This window comes from Variovorax defluvii (assembly GCF_039541515.1).
Lineage (GTDB): Bacteria > Pseudomonadota > Gammaproteobacteria > Burkholderiales > Burkholderiaceae_C > Variovorax > Variovorax defluvii.
Genome location: NZ_BAABGJ010000015.1, coordinates 140,008 through 166,212 on the forward strand (window position 1 = coordinate 140,008; position 26,205 = coordinate 166,212).

The 26,205-nt window shown below is 68.8% G+C and carries 12 protein-coding genes; 11 read left to right on the forward strand and 1 reads right to left on the reverse strand.

Annotated elements, in window-relative coordinates; genetic code table 11:
• The first annotated feature begins 22 nt into the window (after positions 1 to 22).
• From ABEA07_RS09675 to ABEA07_RS09685, 3 genes are all read left to right on the forward strand, one after another.
• Positions 23 to 1,585 (forward strand): phospholipase D family protein, encoded by a 1,563-nt coding sequence (locus ABEA07_RS09675; RefSeq protein WP_345537473.1) that lies wholly within the window; start codon positions 23 to 25, stop codon positions 1,583 to 1,585.
• A 113-nt stretch (positions 1,586 to 1,698) separates the two neighbouring features.
• Positions 1,699 to 2,685 (forward strand): Bug family tripartite tricarboxylate transporter substrate binding protein, encoded by a 987-nt coding sequence (locus tag ABEA07_RS09680; protein ID WP_345537475.1) that lies wholly within the window; start codon positions 1,699 to 1,701, stop codon positions 2,683 to 2,685.
• 58 nt (positions 2,686 to 2,743) lie between these two features.
• Positions 2,744 to 5,389 carry a helix-turn-helix transcriptional regulator gene (locus tag ABEA07_RS09685; protein WP_345537477.1) on the forward strand — a complete coding sequence of 882 codons (2,646 nt, stop codon included), beginning with the start codon at positions 2,744 to 2,746 and terminating at the stop codon, positions 5,387 to 5,389.
• A 52-nt stretch (positions 5,390 to 5,441) separates the two neighbouring features.
• Here the strand turns inward: ABEA07_RS09685 and ABEA07_RS09690 are convergent, their stop codons facing one another.
• Positions 5,442 to 6,452, reverse strand: coding sequence for a Bug family tripartite tricarboxylate transporter substrate binding protein (locus tag ABEA07_RS09690; protein WP_425584112.1), 1,011 nt, complete (start codon positions 6,450 to 6,452; stop codon positions 5,442 to 5,444).
• A 201-nt stretch (positions 6,453 to 6,653) separates the two neighbouring features.
• Here ABEA07_RS09690 and ABEA07_RS09695 point away from each other — a divergent pair, with 201 nt between their 5' ends.
• The 8 genes from ABEA07_RS09695 (at position 6,654) to ABEA07_RS09730 (ending at position 26,184) form a co-directional block, all read left to right on the forward strand.
• A complete protein-coding gene (locus tag ABEA07_RS09695) occupies positions 6,654 to 9,269 on the forward strand; it encodes a winged helix-turn-helix domain-containing protein (RefSeq protein ID WP_345537478.1) in 2,616 nt (871 codons plus the stop codon).
• A gap of 160 nt (positions 9,270 to 9,429) precedes the next feature.
• A complete protein-coding gene (locus ABEA07_RS09700) occupies positions 9,430 to 12,069 on the forward strand; it encodes a winged helix-turn-helix domain-containing protein (protein WP_345537479.1) in 2,640 nt (879 codons plus the stop codon).
• Positions 12,070 to 12,089: 20 nt separating this feature from the next.
• Positions 12,090 to 14,738 carry a winged helix-turn-helix domain-containing protein gene (locus tag ABEA07_RS09705; protein ID WP_345537480.1) on the forward strand — a complete coding sequence of 883 codons (2,649 nt, stop codon included), beginning with the start codon at positions 12,090 to 12,092 and terminating at the stop codon, positions 14,736 to 14,738.
• Between the two features lie 25 nt (positions 14,739 to 14,763).
• Positions 14,764 to 17,412 carry a winged helix-turn-helix domain-containing protein gene (locus ABEA07_RS09710; protein WP_345537481.1) on the forward strand — a complete coding sequence of 883 codons (2,649 nt, stop codon included), beginning with the start codon at positions 14,764 to 14,766 and terminating at the stop codon, positions 17,410 to 17,412.
• 20 nt (positions 17,413 to 17,432) lie between these two features.
• On the forward strand, positions 17,433 to 20,087 hold the full coding sequence (locus ABEA07_RS09715) for a helix-turn-helix transcriptional regulator (protein ID WP_345537482.1): 2,655 nt from the start codon (positions 17,433 to 17,435) through the stop codon (positions 20,085 to 20,087).
• 59 nt (positions 20,088 to 20,146) lie between these two features.
• Positions 20,147 to 22,792, forward strand: coding sequence for a helix-turn-helix transcriptional regulator (locus ABEA07_RS09720; protein ID WP_345537483.1), 2,646 nt, complete (start codon positions 20,147 to 20,149; stop codon positions 22,790 to 22,792).
• Positions 22,793 to 22,829: 37 nt separating this feature from the next.
• On the forward strand, positions 22,830 to 25,478 hold the full coding sequence (locus ABEA07_RS09725) for a helix-turn-helix transcriptional regulator (RefSeq protein ID WP_345537484.1): 2,649 nt from the start codon (positions 22,830 to 22,832) through the stop codon (positions 25,476 to 25,478).
• A gap of 91 nt (positions 25,479 to 25,569) precedes the next feature.
• Positions 25,570 to 26,184 carry a histidine phosphatase family protein gene (locus ABEA07_RS09730; RefSeq protein WP_345537485.1) on the forward strand — a complete coding sequence of 205 codons (615 nt, stop codon included), beginning with the start codon at positions 25,570 to 25,572 and terminating at the stop codon, positions 26,182 to 26,184.
• The last annotated feature ends 21 nt before the right edge of the window (positions 26,185 to 26,205 follow it).

The following is a 26,205-nucleotide window of genomic DNA, read 5'->3' on the forward strand; positions in this document are numbered from 1 at the left end:
CGCTCGGGTACGCTCCCGGGCCATGCGATCACTGCTTCGATTGCGCCTCCTTCCGGCCCTGGCGCTGAGCCTCTGGGTCTGCGGCTGCGCGGTGCTGCCCGCGGCCGTCGAACGCCCGCCCTCCCATGCCTTGACCAGCACCGACGACACGCAGCTGGGCCGCGAGCTGGCACCCGAGCTGGCGGCCCATCCCGGCCGCTCCGGCATCCTGCCGCTGGTCGAGCCCGAGGACGCCTTTGCCGCCCGGGTGGTGTTGGCGCACGCGGCCGAGCGCAGCCTCGACCTGCAGTACTACATCTGGCGCGGCGACACCACAGGCCAGCTCCTGTTCGAAGCCGCCTGGAGCGCCGCCGAGCGCGGCGTGCGCGTGCGCATCCTGGTCGACGACAACAACACGCCCGGCCTGGACCCTGCGCTGGCGGTGCTCGACGCGCACCCGCGCATCGAGGTGCGGCTGTTCAACCCCTTCGCCAACCGCGGCTTCCGCATGGGGGACTTCGTCCTGGACTTCGGGCGCGTCAACCGCCGCATGCACAACAAGTCCTTCACCGCGGACAACCAGGTCACGATCGTCGGCGGCCGCAACGTGGGTGACGAGTACTTCGGCGCGAATGCGCTGCTGGGCTTCCAGGACCTGGACGTGGCCGCGGTCGGGCCGGTGGTGCGCGAGGTGTCGCGGGAATTCGACCTCTACTGGAACAGCGAGGCGGCCTACCCCGCCGCCGCCCTTCTGCCGCGGCCCGCGCCGGGTGCCGCGGACGCACTGCGGGCGCAATGGGCGCAGCTCAGGCAGTCGCCCGAAACACAGCGCTACCTGGACGCTGTGCGCCAGGCCCCGCTGATCCGCGAGGTGAACGAACGGCGGGTGCGCTTCGAGTGGGCCGATGCCCGTATCGTCAGCGACCAGCCTTCGAAGGTGACGGCCGCTTCCGACCGCGAGACGCGGCTCATGTTCCCACTGCTGCGCGAGGCCATGGGCGACCCGCGCCGCGAACTCGATCTCGTGTCACCTTACTTCGTGCCGGGCCTGGATGGCACGCGCGACCTGGCGGCCCTGGCCCAGCGCGGCGTGAAAGTGCGGGTGCTGACCAATTCGCTCGCCGCTACCGACGTGAGCGCGGTCCACGCCGGCTACGCCCGCTACCGAAGAGAACTGCTCCAGGCCGGCGCGGTGCTCTACGAACTCAAGCCGGGCGCTGCGCCGCCACAGCCGCCGGCCGAGGAACGACGCCGGAACCCGGGCGGCAGTTCGGCCGCGAGCCTGCATGCCAAGACCTTCGCGGTGGACCGCCAGCGCGTCTTCGTCGGCTCGCTCAACCTCGACCCCCGTTCGGTGCGGCTCAATACCGAGATGGGCGTGGTCATCGACAGCCCCGTGCTCGCGCGGCGGCTGGCCGAGGAGATCGACAAGGTGGTGCCCGAGCGGGCCTACCTGGTGCGCCTCGCACCCGGCGACGGGCGCATGGAATGGATCGAGCGCGGCGCCCGGGGCGAAGTGCGTTTCGCCACCGAGCCCGGCGCCGGAGCGCTGCGGCGCCTGTGGGTCGACTTTCTATCGCTGCTGCCGATCGAATGGCTGTTGTAGCGTTCCTGCGCGGTTTGCCATGCCTTTCTTGAGCAGGCGAGCGCTTCGACCTATGCTCGCACAAGTTGCCTGATGCACGGCGCAGGCGCCTCGGGGGTTGGAAAAGCATCAACATGAAAACATCAAAGATGCGCAGGCTCTGCCTGACTGCGGGCCTGGCTGGGCTGCTGGCCGGCCGGGCCCTGGCTTTGGCACCGGAGTCATACCCAAATCCCGGCCAGCCGCTGAAGCTCGTCGTTCCCTTCCCCGCGGGCGGCACCACCGACATTCTGGCCCGCATGATCGCGCAGAAGCTCGAGGAAGCCTGGGGGCAGCCCATACTGGTGGAGAACAAGCCCGGCGCAGGCGGCACCGTCGGCAACGCCTTCGTCGTCAAATCGCCGCCCGACGGCCATACCTTGCTGATCGGCATCTCGTCGCTGGTCCAGCAGCCTTGGCTCATGGACAAGCTTTCCTACGATCCGCTGAAGGATCTGCTGCCGGTCGCGATGATTGCGCGCAGCACGAACAGGCTGGTCGTGCCGCTGGCCTCGCCGGCCAAGGACCTGCGCCAATTCATCGCGATGGTGAAGGCCGGTCCCGACAAATACAGCTTCGGCAGCTACGGTGTCGGTACCCTCTCGCATCTTCAAGGCGCGCTCCTGAACATGCAGGCCGGCATCGACCTGGTGCACGTGCCGTTTCAGGGCGGGGGGCCCTTGGTCACCAACCTGATCGGCGGCCAGGTCGCATCCGCCTTCGTCGACATCGGCAACGCCCTGCCGCATCTGAAGTCCTTGCGCCCCCTGGCGGTGGTCGGTGCGGAGCGCGCGCCCGGCTTGCCCGAGGTTCCCACCTTTGCCGAGTCGGGCTATCACTCTCTCGATCGCTACGGCTGGTTCGGGGTCTTCCTCCCCGCCGCGACACCCGGGCCCGTCGTGCGGAAGCTGGCAGACGAGATCGACCGCATCGTGCACATGCCGGAACTCACCGCCAGGTTCGAAGGCATGGGCCTGCAGGCGGGCGTCGGCAAGCCGGAAGAGTTTCAGAACACCGTGCGTGCGGATGCGGCCCTTTATGGCCGGATCATCAGGGATGCGAACATCCGCCTGACGCCCTAGACACGCCGCGACCGAGCCCGCCCACGGCCTGCGACGGCCACGCCGTTCGATTCCGTTCATGCAGACCGCCAGCCTCACCAGAGCCAAAATCCAGGTGCCCCGTTTCCGCGGAGGGCTGATCGAACGCAGCAAGCTCGAGCAGCAGCTCGGGCAGGCCCTGGCGACCCAGCGCGTGGTCCTGCTGGTCGCACCCGCCGGCTACGGCAAGACCGCCGCGCTGTCGCGCCAGTTGCAGAAACTGCCGCAGGGCTGTGCGATCGCCTGGCTCACCGCGGACGAGGAGGACGATCTTCGACGTTTCCTCGCCCACCTGATCGAAGCACTGGAGCCGCTGGACCCCCCCTGGCGCCTGGCGCCCGAGGCCCTGTTCGAGTTGGCGGCTCAGGGGCGGCTGCGCGAGCTGGCGGCCGCGCTGGCCAGCACCCTCGATGCCACCGACGCGCCAGACGGCGGAGTGATCGTGCTGGACGACCTGCACGCCGTCGCCGACGCTCAGGTTTTCGAGTTCCTGGACCACCTGCTCGAAGGCTTGCCCCCGAACTGGACCCTCGTGATGGCCACGCGCGTGGAGCCGCTGCTGGCGCTGGGGCGCTGGCGCGCGCGCCGCGAACTGGCGGAGTTCGACGAGACGATCCTGGGCTTCTCCAGGAAGGAAGTGCAGGACCTGTGCCACCACATCGCCGGCCGCGACGATCCCGACGAGGCGCAACGCCTGTTCGACCGCACCCAGGGCTGGGCCGCCGGCCTTTGCCTGAGCCTGGAAGCATCCGAACGATCCACCGTGGGCGCGCCGAGGAGCATCTGGCAAAGCCGCCGCCACCTGTTCGAATACCTCGCCTCCGAAGTGCTCGAAGAGCTGCCGCATGAGCTGAAGGAGTTCCTGCTGCGCTGCTCCCTTCTGCCCGAACTCACGGTACCGCGCTGCCGGCAGATCAGCGGCAATGCGCGCAGCGCCGAGCTGCTCGAAGACATCGAGCGGCGCCGGCTGTTCACCTCCGTGCTCGACGGCGAGGAACTGACCTTGCGGCTGCACGACCTGTTCCGCGACTTCCTGGAGGAACGCCTGCGCCAGCTCCATCCCGAGGAGATGCCGGCGCTGCTGCGATGTGCCGCGCAGGGCGAGCCCGATTCCGTGCGCCGCACGCTCATGTACTTGCGCGCGGGCGCGTGGGACGAGGCGCAGCGCGAGTTGATCCAGGCGACCGCCGACATGCTGGTGGACGACCAGGGCGCCCAGGTCGTCCGGCTCATCGAGCATTTTCCTGCCGAGATCCGGGCGCATTCACCCGTGCTGGCCTATGTGCGAGGCTGGTGTGCCTGGCCCAACTACCAGTACGGCGCAGTGCGCTCGGCCATGGCGCATGCAGCGTCCGGCTTCGACGCCATGGGCCGGCACCATGACGCGCGGCGTGCGCGCGCGATGCAGGCATTGGCCATGTTTTTCTGCGGGCAGATCGAGGAAGCCCGGTCTCTGAGCCTGACGGTACGCGCCGGCTCCCTGGATCTCGAAACCGAGGCACTCAGCGAATTGCTGGACTTCTGGTACGAGGGCTACCACGGTCCGGCCGAGGGGCCGGGCCATCACCTGGCCAGGGTGGTCGACTTGCTGATGGAAATGGACAGTGCCGAAATGTGGTCACGCTGCATTCCCCGCGTCAACACCTTCATCAGCCGCCCCGGCGTGAGCGCACAGATCCAGCGCATGGTCCACGGCGCCAGGGCCGCGGGCGACGGGTACTGGTCCCTGCAGGCCAGCGCGAACCTCAACGAGGCCTTGCTGCTTCTCTGGCAGGGCCGGATCGCCGAACTGGAGCCGGCGCTCCAGCAGCTCGAAGCCGATACCCAGTGGCTGGGCCAGCCTGCCGGCCTGCGCATCCGGCTGCTGGCCGTGAAGGTCATGTACCAGGTCATCCGCGACAACCGGGATGGTGTTCGCGAAACGGTCGAGGCCATCGCGGCGCTTGCGCCCTCGCTCGACCGGTCCAGCCAACTTCCGCTGATCTACCTGACTGTCGCCATGATGGCGTCGGCCAACATCGGCGACTGGCGAGCCGTGCGCATGCATCTGTCCGAGTTTCTCGTCGAGGACGGCCAGGACAATCCGTACAGGCGCAATCTCCTGGATAGCCTGCGGGGCCAACTGGCATGCCATGAAGGGCGCCTGGGCGAGGCCCTCCAGACGCTTCGAGCGGTGGCCGCGAGGACCGCTGTGCTGGACGCGGTTTTCCTCGACACCACCGTCCGGACACGGCTTGCGCTCGCAGAGCTCGCCGGTGGTTCGCCGGCGGCGGCATGGCGAGCGCTGGAACCCTTGGTCGCGCGGGTGGCGGCCAGCGGGAGCATCGGCCAGGTCCTGTTCATGGGCGAGCCCGTCCTGACCCAGCTGTCGCTCGCCCCCTGGGGCGACGCCGCACCCAAGGAAGGCGTGGCGATCCTGCACCAATGGGTCGAGACGGCCAGGCAGCTCAAGACGGCATCGCTCGAGCGGCCCCCGTCCTCGGCAGCCAACGATGCGGGCCTGAGCGGCCGCGAACTGGAAGTTCTCGCCCTTCTGGCGGAAGGCCAGAGCAACAAGCTGATCGCACGCGCCCTGGACCTCAGCCCGCACACCGTCAAGCGCCACGTCGCGCGCATCCTCGACCGACTCGACCTGGACTCGCGCATGCAGGCTGCCGCCTGGTACCGCGCACGCTATGGGCTTTGAGGCCGCCGCCTCGCCCCCGTGCCCGCCGGCGCTGCGCCGCAGGAGGACCATGTCAATCTACGTTCGCCCCTGAAGCCTTCACCACCTTTGCCCATTTGACCTGTTCGCTGTCGATCAGCCTGGCGAACTCGGACGGCGTGCTCCCACTCGGAATCGCGCCCTGGACCAAGAGCTTCTCCTGGATGGCCGCGGTGCCCAGGATCCTGGCGACTGCCTGCTGGATGCTGTTCACGATCTCCGGCGGCGTCCCGGCGGGCGCCAGCAGGCCGAACCACGAACTGGCTTCGTAGCCCTTGAGCGCGGGGCCGCCGGCTTTCTCCACCGTGGGTACCTCCGGCAGCGCCGGCGAGCGCTCCGCGCTGGTCACGGCCAATGCCCTGAGCCTGCCGGCCTTGATCTGCGGCATCGACGAAGGAAGGTTGTCGAACATCACATCCGCGTTGCCGCTCACCATGTCCATCACGGCCGGCCCCGAGCCGCGGTATGGAATGTGCGTCAGGAAGCTGCCCGTCATGCTCTTGAAGAGTTCGCCCGCGAGATGGGTCGAGGTTCCGTTGCCGCCCGAGGCCATGTTGAGCTTGCCGGGGTTGGCCTTGGCATACCTGATGAAGTCCGCCACGTTGCGGATGCCGAGCGCCTGGGCCTTCCCGGCGTTCATCTCCATCACGTTGGGCACCGTGGCGACCAGCGTGATCGGTGCGAAGTCCTTGACCGGGTCGTAAGGCAGCTTCCGATAGAGCGCGCGGTTGATGCCATGCGTGCCCACGGTGCCCATCAGCAGCGTATAGCCGTCGTTGGGCGACCGGGCAACCATCTCGGTGCCGACGTTGCCGCCGGCGCCGGCGTGGTGCTCGACGACGAACGGCTGGCCGAACTCCCTGGACAGTTCCACCGCGATGATGCGTGCAAGGATGTCGGTCGTTCCGCCGGGTGGAAAGGGAACGACAAGTCGAACGGGTTTGTCCGGCCAGGCGCCGCGCGACACCACGTTGCCGGCGGCCGCCAGCAAGGTACCGCCGACAGCCACGGCGATCGCCCTGCGACGGGAGGCAAGAAACAAAATGCCCACGCCGGTTCCTCCTGCTTTTGCGGTGTCGAGTTTTACAGAGGGGTCATCGCCCCCGCCGCAGGGAGTAACCCGAATGCACGGCTGCACCAGCCTCTCCTGCCCGGCGCAGTCGCTGGCGATTCGGGCACGCAACCACCCCTTGCCTGGCTATAGTCCCATATGGAGTTCGTCAGCCTCGCCAGAGCGAAGATCCAGGTGCCCCGCTTCCGAAGGGGCCTGGTCGAACGCAGCGAGCTCGAGCAGCAGCTCGGCCACGCGCTGACGAACCGGCGCCTGGTCCTGCTCGTGGCGCCCGCCGGCTACGGCAAGACGGCCGCGCTGTCGCGCCAGCTCCTGCGGCTTCCTCCAGGCTGCGCCTTCGCCTGGCTCACGGCGGACGAAGAGGACGATCTCCAGCGGTTCCTCGCCCACCTCGTCGAAGCGCTGGAACCGATGGATCCGCCCTGGCGTCTGGCGCCCGAAGCCCTGTTCGACCTGCTCACCCAGGGGCGCCTGCGCGAAGCGGCCTTCGCGCTCGCCAGTACGCTGGAAGCCACCGACACGCCGGACCGCGGTTTGATCGTGCTGGATGACCTGCATGCCGTCGCAGACGCCCACGTCTTCGAGTTCCTGGACCACCTGCTGAACGGCCTGCCTCAGAACTGGACGCTCGCCATTTCGACGAGGGTGGAGCCGCCGTTGGCGCTGTGGCGCTGGCGCGCACGGCGCGAAGTGGCCGAGTTCGACGAGACCATCCTGCGCTTTTCCATGACGGAGGTGCAGGCTCTGTTACGCGGCGCCACCGGGCAGCATGACCCTGAACAGGCGGCGCAGCTGCTCGACCGGACCCAGGGCTGGGCTGCCGGCCTTTGCCTGAGCCTCGATGCCTCCAAGGGCGCGGCCGCACCGCGGGTCCACAAGGCGAGCTTGCACAACCGCCGCCACCTGTTCGAATACCTTGCGAACGAAGTTTTCCAAGACCTGCCGGACGAACTGCAGGAGTTTCTTCTTCGCTGCGCCCTGCTGCCCGAACTCACGGTATCGCGCTGCCGGCAGATCAGCGGCAATCCGCGCGCGACCGAACTGCTGGAGGACCTGGAGCGGCGCCGGCTGTTCACCTCGGTGCTGGACAGCGAGGAGCTGACCTTGCGGCTGCACGACCTGTTCCGTGACTTCCTGGAGGAGCGGCTGCGGCAGCTTCATCCCGCGGACGTGCCGGCGCTGCTGCGCTGTGCCGCCCAGGGCGAGACCGATCCGGTGCGGCGCACGGCCATGTACCTGCGCGCGGGTGCCTGGGACGAGGCGCAGCAGGGACTGATCGAGGCGACGCCCGCCATGCTGACGGACGACAAGGGCGCCCAGATCATGCGGCTCGTCGAGCAGTTTCCAGTTGACATTCAGGCCCAGTCACCTGTCCTGGCCTACGTCCGGGGCTGGTGCGCCTGGCCGGACTACCAGTACGGCGCAGTCCGTTCGGCCATGGCGCACGCGGCGATCGGCTTCGACGCCCGGGAGCGCCCCGCCGACGCCCAGCGCGCCCGCGCGATGCAGGCCCTGGCCACGCTCTTCTGCGGCGAGATGGAGGAGGCCCGGCGCCAGAGCCAGGTGGTGCGCTCCGGCGCGATGGACCTCGAAACCGAGGCGCTCAGCGAACTGCTCGACTTCTGGTACGAGACCCGGCACGGTCCGTCAGGCGGGCCCGGCGAGCACCTTGCCAGGATGGTCGACCTGCTCGCGCGGGCGGGAAGTGCGGAACTGTGGCTTCGCTGCATGCCCCGCATCAACATGGTCATCAGCCGCCCCGGCGTGAGCACGCAGATCCAGCGCCTCGTGTACGGCGCCAGGGCGGCTGCGGGCGAGGGACATTGGTCGCTGCAGGCGAGCGCGAACCTCATGGAAGCCTGGCTGTTTCTCTGGCAAGGCAGGCTCGCCGAACTGCGGGTGGCGTTGCAGAACATCGAAGAAGATTCCCAGTGGCTGGGCCAGCCTGCGGGTCTGCGCATTCGCCTGCTGACACTGAAGATCTACTACCAGGTGATCTGCGACGACAAGGATGCGGTGCGCACGACCCGCGACGCCATCGCCGCGCATGCGGCCTTGCTCGACCGCGGCAGCGAACTCGCCCTGATCTTTCTCGGGACCATCGTGAAGACCTCGGCAGCCATCGGCGACTGGCCGACTGTGCGCATGCACGTGCCCGCACTCGACCACCGGGTGGGGCATGACAACCCCGGCATGCAGATGGTCCTTCGCTGTTTCAAGGCGCAGTTGGCGTTGCACGACGGACGCATCGGCGAGGCCCTCACGGCGCTGCGCGAGCTGGCGACAAGCTCGGCCTCGGTCGACACCAACAGCCTCGATGCCACGGTCCGGACACATCTGGCGCTGGCCGAGCTGGCCGATGGCTCGCCGAGCGCTGCCTGGCAAGCGCTGGTGCCCTTGATCGAGCGGGTGCGGGCCAGCGGCAACGTGGGCCAGGTCCTGGTCATGGGTCTGCAGACCCTGACCGAGCTGTCGCTCGCCCCTTGGGGCCAGGCCGCGCCCAGCGAAGGGCTGGCCGTCCTGCGCCGATGGGTGGAGACCGCGCGTAGCTTCAGGGCCGCCGTGCAGGTCATGCCGCGCGATGAAGCCGCCGACGACGCCGGCCTGAGCCATCGGGAGCTCGAAGTCCTTGCCTTGCTGGCCGGTGGCCAGAGCAACAAAGTCATCGCACGCGCCCTGGACCTCAGCCCGCACACGGTCAAGCGCCACGTCGCGCGCATCCTCGACCGGCTCGGTGTGGACTCGCGCATGCAGGCGGCCGCCTGGTACCGCGCACGCCACGGGGGTTGAAAACCTGAGGCCGCCGCCTCGAACAACCCGGCTCGCCGGCGGCGGCCGGCGCTTCCGGAAACCCTGGGCGCCAGCTCGCAAACCTTGGTGTACATGGATATAGTCCCCTTCGTATCGATTCCGCCCGCCTCGCTGGAGCCAAGAGCCGTCCGCACGCACCATGCCATTCCTGCGCAGCGCCAAGATCCGGATGCCGCGCTTCCGCAGCGGTCTGATCGCGCGCACCGCGCTGGAAGAGCAGTTCGGCGAAGCGCTGGCGAGCGCGCGGCTGGTCCTGCTCGTGGCGCCGGCAGGCTACGGCAAGACGGCGGCGCTGTCGCGCCAGCTCGAGCGCTTGCCCGCAGGCCGTGCGGTCGCCTGGCTCACCGCCGACGAGGAAGACGATCTCCAGCGATTCCTCTCCTACCTGATCGAAGCACTGGAACCCCTGGACCCCCCGTGGCGCCTGGCACCCGAGGCCTTTCAGGAGCTGGCGGGCCAGGGCCGGGTGCGGGAGGCAGCGGCCGCCGTGGTCGTCACCCTCGAAGCCACCGCCGCGTCGGAGGGTGTGATCGTGCTGGACGACATGCACGCCATCGCCGACGCCCGCGTCTTCGAGTTCCTGGACCACGTGCTCGAGCGCTTGCCGCAGAACTGGACGCTGGTCATGGCCACACGTGTCGAGCCGCCGCTGGCGCTGGGGCGCTGGCGTGCACGCCGCGAACTGGCGGAATTCGACGAGACAGCCCTGGCCTTTTCCAGGCACGAAGTGCAGGATCTCTGGCGCCATGCGATCGGCCAGGACGACCCTGACCAGGCTCAGCGCCTGTTCGAGCGAACCCAGGGCTGGGCGGCCGGACTTTGCCTGAGCCTCGAAGCGTCGCGTCGATCGGCCGCCCAGGTGCCGACGGGCGTCTTGCACGACCGCCGCCATCTGTTCGACTACCTGGCCACCGAGGTCCTGGGCGACCTGCCGGCCGAGCTGCAGGTCTTTCTGATGCGTTGCTCACTGCTTTCCGAACTCACGGCGGCACGCTGCGCACAGATCAGCGGCAACCCGCGCGCGGCGGAACTGCTGGAGGACATCGAGCGTCGCCGGCTCTTCACCTCCGTCCTGGACAGCGACGACCTGACGCTGCGTCTGCACGATCTCTTCCGCGACTTCCTGGAAGAGCGCCTGCGCCGTCTTTGTCCCGACGAAGTGCCGGCGCTGCTGCGCCTGGCCGCGCAGGGCGAGGCCGACCCTTGGCGCCGCACGCTCCTGTACCTGCGTGCAGGCGCATGGGACGAAGCACAGCAGAACCTGGCCTCGGCGACGCCGGACATGCTCGGCCTGGACAACGGCGCCCAGGTGATGCGCCTGATCGAGCAGTTCCCTGCAGCGATCCAGGCCAACTCCCCCTTCCTGGCCTACGCCCGCGGCCTGTGTGGCTGGCCGAATTACGCGTATGGCGCGGTGCGGTCGGACATGGCACAGGCCGTGGCGGGCTTCGATGCCGCCGGGCGGCCCGACGACGCCCGGCGTGCAAGAGCGATGCAGGCCTTGGCCACGCTCTTCTGCGGACAGATGGAGGAGGCCTTTCGGTTGAGCCAGGCTGTCCGCACCGGACCCCTGGACCAGGAGACGGAGACGCTCGGCGAGCTGTTCGACTTCTGGTACACAGGCCACCATGGCCCCGAGGAGGGACCCGCCCGCCATCTGGCAAGGATGGTCGACCTGCTGCAGGGAGCGAGCGCCGAACTGTGGTCTCGCTGCATACCCCGCCTGGGCATCCTGATCAGCCGTCCGGGCATGACCGTCCAGATCCGGCGCTTCCTTGAAGGCGCCAGGACCGCCGCAGGCGCTGCGAACTGGTACTTGCAGGCCAATGCCAACCTGATGGAAGGCTGGCTGCTTCTCTGGCAGGGCAGGATCACGGAGCTGACGGCGGCGCTCCAGAGGATCGAAGAAGATGCCGATTGGCTGGGCCAGTCCCACGCCTTGTCCATCAGGCTGCTGGCGCTGAAGGTCATGTACCAGGTGACCTGCGACGACACGCAAGCCGTGCGCGCCACACACGACGCGATCGTGGCGCACACCTCCTCGATGAAGCAGTCCGGCTATGTTCCGCTGGCATTTCTGGTCATGCTGGTCATGGCCTGTTGCGCCATCGAAGATTGGCAGGCCGTGCGCATGCACCTCCCCGCGCTTCGCGTCGAGGAAGCCCTTGGAAATCCGAGCCTGCAGATGCCCATACGGACCATCCACGCGCAGCTCGCATTGCATGAAGGGCGCATCGACGAGGCCCTTGCGACGCTGCGTGAGCTGGTCGAGACATCGGCCCTGGTCGACTCGACTTACCTCGACGCCACCGTGCGGACACGGCTTGCGCTCGCCGAGCTCGCCCGTGGCTCACCCGAAGCAGCCTGGCAGGCGCTGTCGCCCTTGGTCGAACGGGTTCGGGCCAGTGGCAATGTGGGCCAGGTCCTCGGCACGGGCGTGCAAAGCCTGACCGAACTGTCGCTCGCCTCCTGGCGCGGTGCGGCGCCCGAAGAAGGACGGGCAGCCTTGCGGCAATGGGTGGAGATCGCGCGGCGAATCAAGGCAGGTGTGCGGGAGGCCCCGCCGCACGCGGCGGCCGTCCAGGATGCCGGCCTCAGTGCACGAGAACTCGAAGTTCTCGCGCTCGTGGCCAAGAGCAAGAGCAACAAGCTGATCGCCCGAACCCTGGATCTCAGCCCGCACACCGTCAAGCGCCACGTCGCACGCATCCTCGAGCGGCTCGACCTGGCCTCGCGCATGCAGGCTGCCGCCTGGTACCGCGCGCGCTTCGGCGATTGAAGCGCAGCACCGAGAGCGCCATGCATTCCGTCAGCCTTGCCAGAGCCAAGATCCAGGCGCCCCGCTTTCGCGCGGGACTGATCGAACGCGGCGAGCTCGAGCAGCAACTCGGGCAGGCGCTGGCGACCCGGCGCGTGGTCCTGCTCGTGGCACCCGCCGGTTACGGCAAGACGGCCGCGCTGTCACGCCAGCTTCAGCAGCTGCCTCCAGGCCGCGCCATCGCCTGGCTCACGGCGGACGAGGCGGACGATCTTCAACGCTTTCTCTCCCACCTCATCGAGGCGCTGGAGCCGCTGGATCCGCCCTGGCGCCTGGCGCCCGAAGCCGTGTTCGAGCTGGCAACCCACCGCCGGCTGCGCGAGGCGGCGTCCGCGCTGGCCGGCACGCTCGAAGCCACCGACGCGCCAGACGGCGGCTTGATCGTGCTGGACGACCTGCACGCCGTCGCGGACGGCCAGGTCTTCGACTTCCTGAACCACCTGCTCGAAGATCTGCCCGCGAACTGGACGGTGGTGATGGCCGCGCGCGTGGAGCCGCCGCTGACCCTGGGGCGCTGGCGTGCGCGCCGCGAGATGGCCGAGTTCGACGAGACGATCCTGGGCTTCTCCAGAAAGGAAGTGCAGGCGCTGTGCCGCCACGTCACCGGCGAAGACGATCCCGATCAGGCCCAGCGCCTGCTCGACCGCACCCAGGGCTGGGCCGCCGGCCTCTGCCTGAGCCTGGAGGCGCCGGAACGATCGGCCGTGACCGCGCCGAAAAGCATCTGGCAAAGCCGCCGCCACCTGTTCGACTACCTGGCCACCGAGGTCCTCGAGCATCTGCCGCAGGAGTTGCAGGCGTTCCTCCTGCGCTGTTCTTTGCTGCCCGAACTCACGGTGCAGCGCTGCCAGGAGGTCAGCGGCGATCCGCGCGCGGCCGAATGGCTCGAGGACATCGAGCGCCGCCGGCTGTTCACCTCCGTGCTCGACAGCGAGGAGCTGACGCTGCGGCTGCACGACCTGTTCCGCGACTTCCTGGAGGAGCGGCTGCGCCAGCTTCATCCCGAGGAGATGCCGGCGCTGCTGAGATTGGCAGCCCGAGGCGAGACCGATATGGTGCGCCGCACGCTGATGTACTTGCGCGCAGGCGCCTGGGACGAAGCGCAGCAGAGCGTGGCCGATGCGACGCCGGGCATGCTGGCCCTGGACGAGGGTGCCCAGTTGATCCGCATCATCGAGCAGTTTCCGGCCGCCATCCAGGAGGGCTCCCCGTTCCTCGCTTATGCCCGTGGCCTGTGTGCCTGGCCGCATTACCGGTATGGTGCCGTGCGCACGGCGATGACTGAATCCGCGAAGGGCTTCGACGCCATGGGACGGCACCACGACGCCCAGCGTGCACGGGCGATGCAGGCGCTGGCCATGTTCTTCTCCGGCGATGTGGACAATGCCCGGCGCCTGAGCCAGGCGGTTCGCGCCCAGGCCATGGACCTGGAGACCGAGACTCTGAGCGAGTTGCTCGATTTCTGGTACGAGGGGCATCACGGCCCGATCGATGGCCCCGGCCTGCATCTTGCCCGGATGGTCGACCTCCTTCTGCAGGGGGGCAGCGCCGAGTTGTGGTCACGCTGCATGCCCCGCGTCAACGCTTTTCTGGGACGTCCGGGAGTGGTGGCCCAGATTCGGCGCCTGCTCCCTCACGCCAGGACAGCGGCAGGCGACGGCCACTGGTCCCTGCAGACCCATGCCAACCTCATGGAAGCCTGGCTGCTGCTGTGGCAGGGCAGCATCCCCGAGGTAGGGGCCGCGTTTCAAAGACTCGAAGAAGACTCCCGCTGGCAAGGCCAGTCCACCGGCTCGCGCCTCCGGCTGCTGACGCTGAAGTCCTACTGGCAGCTGTTGTGCGACGACAGGGAGGGCGTGCGCGCGACATGCAAGGCCATCGCGGCGCAGGCCGAATTGCTGGGCCGGGTCAGCGATCTGTCCATTGCATCTCTTGGCATCGTCGCAAGGACCTCGGTGGTCATCGAAGATTGGTCCACCGTGCACCTGCATCTGCCGGTGCTTCAAGCCGAGTTCGGCCATCAGTATCCCTACATGCAGTCGCTCGTCCGCAGCGTCGAGGCGTCCCTGGCCCTGCACGCCGGACGCGTCGACGAGGCCCTGCAGATACTCCGCGAACTGGCGACGCGATCCGCCCAGATCGACATGATGTTCCTCGACACCTTTGTCCGGACCCGATGGGCGCTGGCCGAGCTCGCCGCTGGTTCAGCGGCAAACGCCTGGCATGCGCTGCAGCCCCTGATCGAGCGCGTCTCGGCCAGCGGCGGCATTGGCCAGATCCTGGGCGCGGGGGTGCCGTGCCTGACCGAACTGTCGCTCGCGCCCTGGGGCGATGCCGCGCCCGTGGAAGGCCTCGCCCTTCTGCGCCGCTGGGCGGAACGCGCACGACAGTTCAAGGTCGACGCACTCGTGGAACCACGTGCCCTGGCCGCCAACGACGCCGGCCTCAGCGATCGGGAGCTCGAAGTCCTCGCCCTGCTGGCCGACGGCCAGAGCAACAAGCTGATCGCGCGCGCCCTGGACCTGAGCCCGCACACCGTCAAACGGCACGTCGCACGCATCCTCGACCGGCTCGACCTGGCCTCGCGCATGCAGGCTGCCGATTGGTACCGAAAGCGTTTCGGCGTTTGACACTGCCGAATCGTTCGGACGCACCATGCAATCCGTCGGCCTCGCCAGAGCCAAGGTTCGAGCACCACGCTTCCGCAGCGGCCTGATCGGGCGCAGCGAACTTGAAAACCAGCTCGGCGAGGCCTTGACCGATCACCGCCTGGCGCTGCTCGTGGCACCGGCGGGCTACGGCAAGACGGCCGCCCTGTCGCTGCAGCTCGAACGTCTGCCTGCCGGCTGCGCCGTGGCATGGGTCACGGCCGACGAGGAAGACGACCTCCAGCGATTCCTCTTCTACCTGATCGAAGCACTGGAACCCCTGGACCCCCCATGGCGCCTGGCACCCGAGGCCTTTCAGGAGCTGGCGGGCCAGGGCCGGGTCCGGGAGGCAGCGACCGCCCTGGTCGTCACCCTCGAAGCCACCGCTGCGTCGAAGGGTTTGATCGTGCTGGACGACCTGCACGCCATCGTGGACGCCCGCGTCTTCGAGTTCCTGGACCTCGTTTTGGAGCGCTTGCCGCAGAACTGGACACTGGTGATTGCCACACGCGTGGAGCCGCCGCTGGCGCTGGGGCGCTGGCGTGCACGCCGGGAAATCGCCGAATTCGACGAGACGGCCCTGGCCTTTTCCAGGAGTGAAGTGCAGAAACTATGGCGCCATGCGATCGGCCAGGACGACCCTGACCAGGCTCAGCGCCTGTTCGAGCGAACCCAGGGCTGGGCAGCCGGACTCTGCCTGAGCCTCGAAGCGTCGCGTCGATCGACCGCCCAGGTGCCGACGAGCGTCTGGCACAACCGCCGCCATCTGTTCGACTACCTGGCCACCGAAGTCCTCGAAGACCTGCCGGCCGAGCTGCAGGTCTTTCTGATGCGTTGCTCACTGCTTTTCGAACTCACGGCGGCACGCTGCGCACAGATCAGCGGCAACCCGCGCGCGGCGGAACTGCTGGAGGACATCGAGCGCCGCCGGCTCTTCACCTCCGTCCTGGACAGCGACGACCTGACGCTGCGTCTGCACGATCTCTTCCGCGACTTCCTGGAAGAGCGCCTGCGTCGTCTTTGTCCCGCCGAAGTGCCGGCGCTGCTGCGCCTGGCCGCGCAGGGCGAGGCCGACCCTTGGCGCCGCACGCTCCTGTACCTGCGTGCAGGCGCATGGGACGAGGCACAGCAGAACCTTGTCTCGGTGACGCCGGAGGCGCTCGGCCTGGACAACGGCGCCCAGGTGATCCGCCTGATCGAGCAGTTCCCCGCCGCGATCCAGGCCGACTCCCCCTTCCTGGCCTATGTCCGCGGCCTGTGCGCCTGGCCGGACTATCACTACGGCGCGGTGCGTTCGGCCATGACACAGGCTGCGGCGGGCTTCAATGCCGTCGGGCGCCACGCCGACGCTCAGCGCGCCAGGGCGATGCAGGCACTGGCGATGTTCTTCTGCGGGCAGATGGATGAAGCCCATCGCCTGAGCCGGGCTGTACGCGCCGAGCCGATGGAGCGCGAGACGGAGACGCTCACCGAACTGCTCGACTTCTGGTACACGGCCCACCACGGCCCTGCGGACGGCCCGGCCCGCCATCTGGCCAGGATGGTCGACCTGCTGCTGCAGGAGCCCAGCGCCGAACTGTGGTCTCGCTGCATACCCCGCCTCGGCATCTTCATCAGCCGCCCCGGCATGAGCGTCCAGATCCAACGCCTTCTTCAAGGTGCGCGGGTTGCCGCAGGCGACGGGCATGGGTCCTTGCAGGCCAACGTCAACCTGATGGAAGGCTGGCTGCTTCTCTGGCAGGGCCGGTTCACGGAGCTGGCGGCGGCGCTCCAGAGGATCGAAGAAGATTCCCATTGGCTGGGCCAGCCTCCCGCCTTGCGCATCAGGCTGCTGACGCTGAAAGTGATGTACCAGGTGAGCTGCGACGAGACGGATGCCGTGCGTGCCACACGCGACGCCATCGTTGCGCAGGGATGGTCGATGAAGCAATCCGGCTACCTTCCTCTGGCGTTTCTGGCCGTGCTCGTGATGGCCTCGGCCGCGATCGGAGACTGGCAGGCGGTGCGCAAGCACCTGCCTTCGCTGCGCGTCGAGGAAGGCCGAGAGAATCCGAGCATGCAGATGCTCATCCGTACCATCCACGCGCAGCTCGCATTGCAGGAAGGGCGAATGGACGAAGCCCTTGCAACACTTCGCGAGTTGGTGCAGAGATCGGCCCAGCTCGACACGACTTACCTGGACGCCACGGTGCGGACACGCCTTGCGCTCGCCGAGCTCGCCGTCGGTTCACCAGGGGCCGCCTGGCAAGCGCTGGAGCCCTTGATCAAACGGGTGGGCGCCAGCGGCAACGTCGGCCAGGTCCTGGGCACGGGTGTGCAAGGCCTGACCGAGCTGTCGCGTGCTTCTTGGCGCGGTGCGGCGTCCGAAGAAGGGCTGGCGACCTTGCAGCAATGGATCGACATCGCGCGGCGGGTCAAGGCGGGTGCGCACGAGGCCGCACCGCGCGCGTCGGCAGCCCGCGACGCCGGCCTGAGTGCACGGGAACTCGAAGTTCTCGCGCTCGTGGCCGACAGCCAGAGCAACAAGCTGATCGCCCGGGCCTTGGACCTCAGTCCCCACACCGTCAAGCGCCACGTGGCGCGCGTCCTCGACCGGCTCGACCTGGCCTCGCGCATGCAGGCTGCGGCCTGGTACCGCGAGCGCTTCGGCGGTTGAAACGACTTCGTCGCGATGCCATGCATCCCGTCAGCCTCGCCAGCTTCGCCAGAGCCAAGATCCAGACGCCGCGCTTTCGCAGCAGCCTGATCGAGCGTAGCGAACTCGAGCAGCAGCTCGGCAGTGCCCTGGCCGATCACCGCCTGGTGCTGCTCGTGGCACCGGCGGGCTACGGCAAGACGGCCGCTCTGTCGCGGCAGTTGGAACGTCTGCCTGCGGGTTACGACGTGGCCTGGGTCACGGCCGACGAGGAGGACGATCTCCCGCGCCTGCTCTCGCACCTCATCGAAGCGCTGGAACCGCTCGACCCGCCCTGGCGGCTGGCGCGCGAGGCTTTTCTCGAACAGGTCGCGCAAGGCCGGCTGCGCGAAATGGCCATGACCCTGGCCGGCACCCTCGAAGCCACCGGCGTGACCCGCGGCCTGATCGTGCTGGACGACCTGCATGCCGTCGCGGACGTGCGGGTCTTCGAATTCCTCGACCATGTGCTCGAAGGCCTCCCGCAGAACTGGACGCTGGTGATCGCCGCGCGCGTGGAACCGCCGTTGGCGCTTTGGCGCTGGCGCGCAAGGCGCGAGATCGCCGAGTTCGACGAAGCCGCCCTTGGCTTTTCCAGGACGGAAGTGCAGGACCTCTGGCGCCTGGCGACGGGACGGGATGATCCCGAGCAAGCCTTGCGCCTGCTCGACCGCACCCAGGGCTGGCCTGCCGGCCTGTGCCTGAGCCTCCAATCGTTCAAGGCCTCGGCGGCCCCCCTGGTGCTCAAGGGCACCTGGCACAACCGCCGTCACCTGTTCGACTACCTCGCCACCGAAGTTTTCGAAGACCTGCCGGACGAGTTGCAGGACTTTCTGCTGCACTGCGCCCTGCTTCCCGAACTCACGGCGCCGCGCTGCGAGCGCGTCAGCGGCAACCCGCGCGCAGCCGAACTGCTCGAGGAGATCGAACGCCGGCGGCTGTTCGTCACCGTGCTCGACTCCGACACGCTGACCCTGCGCCTGCACGAACTCTTTCGCGACTTCCTGGAGGAGCGCCTGCGCCGGCTCCATCCGCAGAAGATGCCCACGCTGCTGCGCCAGGCCGCCCGCGATGAGGCCGACCCGATTCGCCAGACGCTCCTGCTCCTGCGCGTCGGCGCATGGGAAGAAGCGCAGCAGTGCCTGGCCGAGGCGGCGCCGGCGCTGCTGGACCTGGACGAAGAATCCCAGGTGATCCGCCTGATCGAGCAATTTCCCGCCGACATCCGGGCCGTCTCGCCCTTCCTGGCCTATGCCCGTGGTCTGTGCGCCTGGCCGCACTACCAGTACGGCACCGCGAGATCGGCCATGGCGCAGGCCGCTGCAGGCTTCGACGCAGCCGGCCGGCAGGACGAGGCGCAGCGCGCCCGCGCGATGCAGGCGCTGGGCATGTTCTTCTGCGGACAAATGGTCGAATCCCTTCGCCTGAGCCAGGAGGTTCGCGCCCGGCCCATGGATCTCGAAACCGAGGCGCTCAGCGAACTGCTCGACTTCTGGTACGAAGGCCATCACGGCCCGGTGGACGGCCCCGGCGAGCACCTGGGCAAGCTGGTCGATCTGCTGACGCGCAGGGGAAGCGCCGAACTGTGGCTGCGTTGCATTCCCCGCGTCTACATGTTCATCAGCCGCCCCGGCGTGAGCCCGCAGCTCCAGCGCCTGGTCGACCGCGCCAGGACAGCCGCCGGCGACGGCCACTGGTCCCTGCAGGCCACGGTGAACGTGATGGAAGGCTGGCTGCTGCTCTGGCGATGCAGGCTCCAGGAGCTGAAGGCCACGTTCCAGAAGATCGAGGAAGACGCCCGCTGGCTGGGCCAGCCCGAGGCGCTGCGCACCCAACTGCTGGGACTGAAGGTCAACTACCAGGTGGCCTGCGACGACAGGGACGCCGCGTGCGCGACCGGCGATCTCATCGCTGCGCAGGCGGCCCTGCTGGATCAGGCCGGCGACCAGCCGTTGACATTTCTTTCCATCGTCGTGAGGGCCTCCGCGGCCATCGGCGACTGGGCGGCCGTGCGCATGCGCCTGCCTTCGCTCGATTTCAAGGCACGCGAGAACCCCCGCCTGCGGATGTTCATCCGCACCCTTCACGCGCAGTTGGCGTTGCGCGAAGGGCGCCTCGACGAGGCGCTGGCCGAACTTCGCGATCTCGCGCAGACATCCGCCCTGCTCGATTCGAACTGCCTGGACGCCACGGTACGGACGCGGCTGGCGCTGGCCGAACTGGCTGGCGGCTCACCGGCCGCCGCCTGGCGCGCACTGGCCCCCTTGATCGAGCGGGTACAGGCCAGCGGCGACGTCGGCCAGGTTCTGATCACGGGCGTGCAGAGCCTGAGCGAGCTGTCGCTGGCCGCCTGGGGCCATGCCGCGCCGGGCGAAGGCCTGGACGTGCTGCGCCGATGGGTGGAGACCGCGCGCAGCTTCAAGACCGCCGTGCAGTCGCTCCCGCGCGCTGCCGAAGCCCATCACGAGGGCCTGAGCGAACGGGAGCTCGAGGTGCTGGCCCTGTTGGCCCAGGGCCTGAGCAACAAGCTGATCGCGCGCGCCCTGGACCTGAGCCCGCACACCGTCAAGCGGCACGTGGCACGCATCCTCGACCGGCTCGACCTGGATTCGCGCATGCAGGCGGCCGCCTGGTACCACGCACGCGTCGGCAGCTGAAGCCGGGGCGCCCGCCGTCGTTGCGTGGCCGCTCACCGCAGGTCTATATTGCACAGTCCATGCACTCCGCCAGCGTCGTCCAGGCCAAGATCCAGGCGCCTCTCTTCCGAGGCGGCCTGATCGAGCGCAGTGAACTCGAGCAGCGACTCGGCGATGCACTTCTCACACGGCGCCTGGTCCTGCTCGTCGCACCGGCGGGTTACGGCAAGACGGCCGCGCTGTCTCGCCAGTTGCAGCGCCTGCCCGAAGGCTGCGCGGTCGCATGGGTCACCGCGGACGGGGACGACGATCTCCCGCGGCTTCTGTCCCATTTGATCGAAGCGCTGGAACCGCTCGATCCGCCCTGGCGCCTGGCGCCGGAGGCCTTCCTCGAACTGGTGGCGCAGAACCGCGTGCGCGAGGCGGCATCGGCCTTGCTCGGCGCGCTGGAGGCCACGGACACGCCGGCCGGCGGCGTCATCGTGCTGGACGATCTGCATGCGGTGGGCGATGCCCGCGCCTTCGAATTCCTGGGCCACCTTCTGGAAGGCCTGCCGCAGCACTGGACACTGGCCATCGCGACACGGGTCGAGCCGCCCCTGACCTTGAGCCGTTGGCGCTCGCGCCGCGAACTGGCGGAATTCGACGAAACGGCCCTGAGCTTCTCCAGCACGGAGGTGCAAAGCCTCTGGCGCCACGTCAACGGCAGCGACGAACCCGAGGCCGCGGGCCGGCTGCACGAGCGCACGCGGGGCTGGGCCGCCGGCCTGTGCCTGAGTATCGAAACGTCCCGCAAGGCCGGCTCCCCTGCCCCGGCCAGCACCTGGCAGAACCGGCGCCGCCTGTTCGAATACCTCGCGAAGGAAGTCTTCGAAGATCTGCCGCCCGAGCTGCGTACCTTCCTTCTTCGATGCTCCCTGCTGTCCGAGCTGACGGCCAGGCGCTGCGCGCAAGTCAGCGGCAACCCGCGTGCGGCCGATCTGCTCGACGAGATCGAGCGGCGCAGGCTGTTCGTCTCCGTGCTCGACGGCGAGCAGCTGACGCTGCGCATGCACGACCTGTTCCGCGACTTCCTGGAGGAGCGCCTGCGCCGCGAACATCCAACGGAACTGCCGGAACTGCTGCGCCGCGCGGCGCAGGGGGAGGACCCGGTGCGGCGCACGCTCATGTACCTGGGCGCGGGCGCCTGGGACGAAGCGCAGCAGAGCCTGGCCGACGCGGCGCCCGACATGCTCGCCTCCGATGAAGGCGCGCAGCTGGCGCGCATCATCGAGCAATTTCCCGAGGACATCCGGAAGCAATCGCCCCTGCTCGCCTACGCCCGCGGCCTGCGTGTCTGGCGACAGGACCAATATGCGACGGTACGCGCGGAGATGGAACACGCCGCGGCGGCGTTCGAGGCGCTGGGACGGCAGAAGGACGCACAGCGCGCGCGGGCCATGCAGGCGCTGGCCATGGTCTTCTGCGGCGACCCGGAGGGCGCCAGGAATCTGGCGCTGTCCCTGCGTGACCGGCCCCTGGACCTGGAGACGGAAACCATCGTCCAACTGGTCGACTACTGGCACGAAGCCTACCGTCCCTCCGACGGCGCCGGCCGCCGGCTTGCCAAGCTGGTGGACCTGCTGGCGGAGGGCGCCAGCGCAGAGCTGTGGTCGCGTTGCATGACCAACGTGGGCCTGCTGTTCACGCGCGCGGGGGTGAACGCCCAGGTCGAGCGCATGATCCGTGGCGCACGAACGGTCGCGGACGAGGGACACGCGTCGCTGCAGGCCATGGCGAATCTCACCGAATCCTGGATGTTCCTGTGGCAGGGCCGGCTCGCCGAGCTGGAGTCGGCCCTCCAGCGCACCGAAGAAGATCTGCGCTGGCTGGGCGAGCCGGCGAGCCTGCAGGCCCGGCTGATCAGCGTGAGGCTGACGTACCAGGTGATGCTCGATGACAAGGAAGGCGTCCGGGCCAGCCATTGGGCGCTGTCGGCGCAGGTGGCCCGGCTGGACCGTTCGAGCGAACTGCCGGCGGTGATGCTGGGGTTCTCGCTGCGCGCGCTCGTGGCCGTGGGGGATTGGCAGACCGTCCAGGCCCAGTTGCCCCTGCTCGAGAGCGCGGATCAAGGAAGCGCGCACATCGTGCCGGTGGTGTTGCGCGCGATCCAGGCCCAGCTGGCTCTGCACGAAGGAGACCTGGCGCGCGCCCTGGCGATGCTGCGCGAACTGGCCGAAAGCCCGGCGATCGCGGGCATGGCCGTGGTCACCGGCATGGTCCGATCGCGCCTGGCGCTCGCGGAGCTGGCCGCTGGTTCACCGGCGGCAGCGTGGCGGGCGCTGGAACCCTTGATCGAGCAGACGGCGTCCAGCGGCAACGTCGGACAGCTCCTGGCGACCGGTGTGCAGGCGCTGAGCGCCCTGGCCCACGCCCCGTGGGGATCGGCCGCCTCCGAGACCGGGCTCGCCAGGCTTCGCGAATGGGTCGGCGTCGCACGGCAGTTCAAGGAAAAAAGCGGCCAATCGCCCGTGCGCGTGCCGGCCGACAAGGACGCGGGCCTGAGCGCCCGCGAACTCGAAGTCCTTGCGCTGCTGGCCGGCGGCCAGAGCAACAAGCTGATCGCACGCGCGCTGGACCTGAGTCCGCACACCGTCAAGCGGCATGTCGCACGCATCCTCGACCGGCTCGAACTGGCGTCGCGGATGCAGGCGGCCGCCTGGTATCGTGCACGCTTCGGCGGCTGAGGCGCCGGCCAATCCACGGCGATATTGCCGTTTCGCGATGCAAACCATCAGCCTTGCCAGAGCCAAGATCCAGGCACCCCGTTTTCGCAAGGGATTGATCGAGCGCACCGAACTCGGTCAGCGCCTGGGCGAAGCGCTGGCGAGCCAGCGTCTGGTGCTGCTGGTGGCGCCGGCGGGCTACGGAAAGACGGCCACGCTGTCAGGCCAGCTGCAGCAGTTGCCTCCCGGCTGCGCCGTCGCATGGCTCACCGCGGACGAAGAGGACGATCTCCAGCGCTTTCTCACCCATCTGATCGAGGCGCTGGAGCCCCTGGACCCGCCCTGGCGCCTGGCCCCCGAGGCGCTGTTGGAGCTCCTGGCCCAGGGCCTGCTGCGGGAGGCGGCTTCCGCGCTGCTCAACACGCTCGAAGCCACCGACACGCGCAGCGGCGTGATCGTGCTGGATGACCTGCATGCCGTGGCCGACGCCCGCGTGTTCGAGTTCCTGGACCACCTGCTGGAAGGCCTGCCGCAGAACTGGACGCTCGTCATCGCGACCCGGCTGGAGCCGCCTTTGGCGCTTTGGCGGTGGCGCGCACGGCGCGAAGTCGCCGAGTTCGACGAGACGGCGCTGCGCTTCTCCAGGTCGGAGGTGCAGGATCTGTTGCGCCATGCCACCGGCCAGGACGACACCGAACAGGCCACGCGCCTGCTCGACCGGACGCAGGGCTGGGCGGCCGGGCTTTGCCTCAGCCTCGAAGCGTCGAAGGGTTCGGCCGAAGCACAAGTGCCCAAGGGCATCTGGCACAGCCGGCGCCACCTTTTCGACTACCTGGCCAGCGAGGTCTTCGAAGAGCTGCCGGACGAACTGCAGGACTTTCTCCTTCGCTGCTCCCTGCTGCCCGAGCTCAGCGTGTCGCGCTGCCTGCAGATCAGCGGCAATCCGCGCGCGGCCGAGCTTCTGGAGGACGTGGAACGCCGGCGGCTGTTCGTCTCCGTGCTCGACGGCGAGGAACTGACCTTGCGCCTGCACGACCTTTTCCGCGATTTCCTGGAGGAGCGCCTGCGCCGGCTCCATCCGCAAGAGGTGCCGGCGCTGTTGCGCCTGGCGGCCCGGGGCGCGGCAGACCCCGTGCGCCGCACGGTCATGTACTTGCGCGCGGGTGCCTGGGACGAGGCGCAGGAGGGGCTGATCGAGGCCACCGCCGACCTGCTGACGGACAGCAAAGGCAGCCAGATCATCCGGCTGATCGAACAGTTTCCCGCCGACGTCCAGGCGCGATCACCCGTGCTGGCGTACATCCGTGGCTGGTGTGCCTGGTCGGACTACCGGTACGGGTCGGTGCGTTCGGCCATGGCGCAGGCCGTCACCGGCTTCGACGGCCTGGGTCGCCACGAGGACGCCCAACGCGCCAGAGCGATGCAGGCACTGGCCGCGATCTTCTGCGGCGAGATGGAGGAAGCCCGAAGCCTGGGCCAGGTGGTTCGCTCGCAACCGATGGACCTCGAGACCGAGACGCTCGCCGAGCTCCTCGACTTCTGGTACGAGGCTTACAGCGGACCGGTCGAGGGCCCCGGCCGGCGCCTGGCCCAGGTGGTCAAGCTGCTGATGCGAGGCGGCAGTGCCGAACTGTGGTTCCGCTGCATGACGCGCATCAACCTGATGATCAGCCGCCCCGGCGTGAGCGCGGAGATCCAGCGCCTGGTCCAGGGCGCCAGGGCCGCCACCGGCGAGGGGCACTGGTCGCTGCAAGCCAGCGCGAGTCTGGTGGAAGCCTGGCTGCTGCTTTGGCAAGGCAGGTTCCCCGAGCTGGAGCTGGCGCTGCGGCGGATCGAAGAGGACTCCCAATGGCTGGGCCAGCCCGCGGGCTTGCGCATCCGGCTGCTCACCTTGAAGGTCATGGTCCAGGTGATCTGCGACGACAGGAATGCCGTGCGCGAGAGCTGCGACGCCATCGCCGCGCAGGCGGCCTTGCTGGACCGTTCCAGCGATATGCCGCTGACCTTCCTGGCCGTCGTCGTGAGGTCCTCCGCCGCCATCGAGGACTGGCCCGTCGTGCGCGCGCACCTGCCCGCGCTGCACCTCGAGAGCGGCCAGGAGAATCCCGGCATGCGGGTGTTCATCCGCAACGTCAAGGCGCAGTTGGCCTTTCATGACGGACGCACCGGCGAGGCCCTGGCAATGTTCCGAGAGCTGGCAGCAAGCTCGACCGAGCTCGACACCAACACCCTCGATGCCACGGTGCGAACACGGCTGGCGCTGGCCGAACTCGCCGCCGGCTCACCCGCGGCCGCCTGGCAAGCGCTGGCGCCGTTGATCGAGCGTGTCGCGGCCAGTGGCAATGTGGGCCAGATCCTGGGCGCGGGCGCGCCTGTGCTGAATGCGCTGCTGGTCGCCTCCTGGGGCACTGCCGCGCCCAGGGAAGGACTGGCCAGCTTGCGCCGCTGGCTCGAGATCGCCAGGCAGTTCAAGGCCGGCGCGCAGGCCGCGCCGCACGCAGCCGCGGCCCACGACGCCGGGCTCAGCGCCCGGGAGCTCGAGGTCCTCGCGCTGCTGGCCGACGGGCAGAGCAACAAGCTGATCGCGCGCGGCCTGGACCTGAGCCCGCACACCGTCAAGCGCCACGTCGCGCGTATCCTCGAGCGGCTCGACCTGTCTTCGCGCATGCAGGCGGCCGCCTGGTACCACGCCCGCTTCGGCGGCTGAGCCTGCCGGTGGCCGGCCGGGCGCGCAAGACATGTCCGTCAACCCCCAGCAAGAAGGCGGCCTGTTCCGACCGCCGATGAGAAAGAACGCGATGAACGAAGGTCTTGCCCAACTGATCCGCCTGGCCGCTGCCGAGCCCTTGGCTCCGGACTGCGACCATTTCTACTTCCTTCGCCACGGGCAGACCGAAGGCAACGCGAAGCGCATCTTCCAGTCCGTCGACACGCCCCTGAGCGCCATCGGCCTCGCGCAGGCCACGCGGGCCGCCGAGCGCCTGGCCGGGGAAGCGATCCGCAGCGTGGTCTGCAGCGACGCGCGACGCGCCTTCCAGACCGCCCACGCGGTGGCCACCGGATTGCGTCTCGAACCGATGCCCTTCGAAGGCCTGCGCGAGCGCCACTTCGGCGCGCTGATCGGCACCTCCTCCGCCAATCTGGACTGGGCCTGCGAGCCGGAGGGCGGGGAAACACTGCCGCAGTTCGTTGCACGCAAGCGGATGGCGCTGGCCGCGGCGCTGGCGCATCCCGCGCCGGTGCTGATCGTGGCGCACGGCGGTTCGCTGCACGTCCTGGCGGCCGCACTCGGCGTGCCCGCGGACCCGGACGTGCTGGGCAACGCCCAACCCTTGCGTTTCGAGCGAAGCGGTCCTACATGGGCGGCGAGGCCTCTCCTGCAACATTCGGGTGACGCTGCGGCCCTGGCCTGAGCGGCTCCCCCCATCGATCGT

Excerpts from the sequence above, each read along its gene's own strand:
- ABEA07_RS09675 (WP_345537473.1), top strand. The coding sequence starts at position 23 with ATGCGATCACTGCTTCGATTGCGCCTCCTTCCGGCCCTGGCGCTGAGC.
- ABEA07_RS09680 (WP_345537475.1), top strand. The coding sequence starts at position 1,699 with ATGAAAACATCAAAGATGCGCAGGCTCTGCCTGACTGCGGGCCTGGCT.
- ABEA07_RS09685 (WP_345537477.1), top strand. The coding sequence starts at position 2,744 with ATGCAGACCGCCAGCCTCACCAGAGCCAAAATCCAGGTGCCCCGTTTC.
- ABEA07_RS09700 (WP_345537479.1), top strand. The coding sequence starts at position 9,430 with ATGCCATTCCTGCGCAGCGCCAAGATCCGGATGCCGCGCTTCCGCAGC.
- ABEA07_RS09705 (WP_345537480.1), top strand. The coding sequence starts at position 12,090 with ATGCATTCCGTCAGCCTTGCCAGAGCCAAGATCCAGGCGCCCCGCTTT.
- ABEA07_RS09710 (WP_345537481.1), top strand. The coding sequence starts at position 14,764 with ATGCAATCCGTCGGCCTCGCCAGAGCCAAGGTTCGAGCACCACGCTTC.
- ABEA07_RS09715 (WP_345537482.1), top strand. The coding sequence starts at position 17,433 with ATGCATCCCGTCAGCCTCGCCAGCTTCGCCAGAGCCAAGATCCAGACG.
- ABEA07_RS09720 (WP_345537483.1), top strand. The coding sequence starts at position 20,147 with ATGCACTCCGCCAGCGTCGTCCAGGCCAAGATCCAGGCGCCTCTCTTC.
- ABEA07_RS09725 (WP_345537484.1), top strand. The coding sequence starts at position 22,830 with ATGCAAACCATCAGCCTTGCCAGAGCCAAGATCCAGGCACCCCGTTTT.
- ABEA07_RS09730 (WP_345537485.1), top strand. The coding sequence starts at position 25,570 with ATGAACGAAGGTCTTGCCCAACTGATCCGCCTGGCCGCTGCCGAGCCC.